The organism is Pseudomonas sp. CM25 (assembly GCF_013179705.1).
Classification (GTDB): Bacteria; Pseudomonadota; Gammaproteobacteria; order Pseudomonadales; family Pseudomonadaceae; genus Aquipseudomonas.
Window position 1 is genome coordinate 1 of the sequence record NZ_JABMCW010000572.1, and the last position, 2,084, is coordinate 2,084.

Genomic DNA, 2,084 nt, shown 5'->3' on the forward strand with positions numbered 1-2,084 from the left:
TGTCGAACCAGTGGCTCACCCGCACCTCGGCATTCGCCAGGCCAAGGCGTTTGCGGTTGCGCTCGGCCAGGGCAGCAGCCTCCTCTACCCGGTCAACTGCAGTCACCTGCCAGGCCGGGCGCTCACTGGCCAGGGCCAGGGCGATGGCACCGGTGCCGGTGCCCAGGTCGAGGACCTTGGCTGGCAAGGCAGGTTGCAGCTCAAGGGCCGTCTCGACCAACAGCTCGGTATCCGGCCGCGGGATCAGGGTATGCGGCGCCACTTCGAGGTCGATCTTCCAGAAGCCCTGCTGGCCAAGGATATAGGCCACCGGTTCGCCGCCACGGCGACGCTGCAGATAGCCGGCATAGGTCTGGGCGTCCTCGCTGCTGACGATGCGTTCGGGCCAGGTGTGCAGGTAGCTGCGCGACTTGCCGATGGCCGCAGCCAGCAGCAGTTCGGCATCCAGGCGCTCGGTAGGCGATTCGGGCAACTGCGCGTTGCGCAGCAGGCTGGCGATGATGGTCATCAGTCCCCCAGGGCGGCCAGTTGATCCGCCTGGTATTCGGCCAGCAGCGGTTCGATCACGGCATCCACGCCACCGGCGAGGATGTCGTCCAGCGAGTACAGGGTCAGGTTGATACGGTGATCGGTCACCCGGCCCTGTGGATAATTGTACGTACGGATACGTTCGGAACGGTCACCCGAGCCCACCAGCAGCTTGCGCTCGCTGGCGATGGCATTCTGCGCGGCGCTGGTCTGCATGTCGTTGAGCTTGGCCGACAGCCAGGACATGGCGCGGGCACGGTTCTTGTGCTGCGAACGCTCTTCCTGGCACTCCACCACGATGCCGGTGGGCAAGTGGGTGATACGGATTGCCGAGTCGGTCTTGTTGACGTGCTGGCCGCCGGCGCCGGAAGAGCGGTAGGTGTCTACGCGCAGGTCGGCCGGGTTGATTTCGATCGCCGCCTGTTCGTCGGGCTCGGGCAGTACCGCCACGGTGCACGCGGAGGTGTGGATACGGCCCTGGGATTCAGTTTCCGGCACGCGTTGCACACGGTGTGCACCGGACTCGAACTTGAGCTTGCCGTACACGCTGTCACCCTCGACGCGGGCGATGATTTCCTTGTAGCCGCCGTGCTCGCCCTCGTTTTCCGAGAGGATTTCCAGGCGCCAGCCGCGTTTTTCGGCGTAGCGCGAATACATGCGGAACAAGTCGCCAGAGAAGATCGCCGCCTCGTCGCCACCGGTGCCGGCGCGGATCTCGAGAAACACGTTGCGGCCGTCGTTGGGGTCTTTGGGCAGCAGCATGCGTTGCAGGTGCGCCTCCAGCGTCAGCAGTTGCTCCTTGGCGTCACGCACCTCTTCCACGGCCATTTCGCGCAGGTCCGGGTCACTGTCCTTGAGCAGCGCCTGCGCGCCTTCGAGGTCGTCCTGGACTTTGCGCCACTCTTTATAAGCAGAGTAGACCGGCTCGACCTCGGCATATTCGCGGGAATAGGCGCGAAAGCGCGTCTGGTCGGAAATGACCTCGGCGTCACCAAGCAGGGCGGTGAGTTCTTCGAAGCGGTCCTGGAGGATTTCCAGTTTGTTCAGCAGCGACGCTTTCATTGCGGAGTCTTGTCCGTGGAGCCCTCGTTGAGGGCAAAGAGTTCCTGGGCCATGGCCAGCGCATCGACGCGGCCCTCGGCCGAGAGCTTTTTCAACTGCACGCTGGGCGCATGCAGGAGTTTGTTGGTCAGGCCCCGGGCCAGTTGGGCCAACACGTCCTCGGGGTTGCCGCCGTTGGCCAGCAGGCGCTGGGCCTTTTGCAGTTCTTCATCGCGCAGGCGCTCGCTTTGCTGGCGGTAGGCCTTGAGCACATCCACTGCGGCCAGCTCGCGCAGGCGCACCATGAAGTCTTCGGCGCCCACCGAGACCAGTTCTTCGGCAGCCTGCGCCGCGCCCTGGCGGCTCTTGAGGTTTTCCGCCACCACATCATGCAGGTCGTCGACGGTATACAGGTACACGTCGTCCAGCTCGCCGACTTCTGATTCGATATCGCGTGGCACGGCGATGTCGACCATGAAGATCGGCTTGTGCCGGCGCTGCTTCAGCGCGCTCTC

At 64.4% G+C, this 2,084-nt stretch carries 2 protein-coding genes and 1 pseudogene; all 3 read right to left on the reverse strand.

Annotated features, from left to right (window positions below; genetic code table 11):
* Positions 1-508 (reverse strand): peptide chain release factor N(5)-glutamine methyltransferase (locus HP546_RS29550; RefSeq protein ID WP_172233226.1); only part of this gene is annotated, 508 nt, incomplete at its 3' end.
* Complete coding sequence (gene prfA / locus HP546_RS29555) at positions 508-1,590, reverse strand: peptide chain release factor 1 (protein ID WP_172233229.1); 1,083 nt, start codon at positions 1,588-1,590, stop codon at positions 508-510. The genes prfA and HP546_RS29550, both read right to left, overlap by 1 nt.
* Positions 1,587-2,084 (reverse strand): annotated as a pseudogene (locus tag HP546_RS29560) (glutamyl-tRNA reductase); the annotation flags it as partial. The gene prfA and the pseudogene HP546_RS29560, both read right to left, overlap by 4 nt.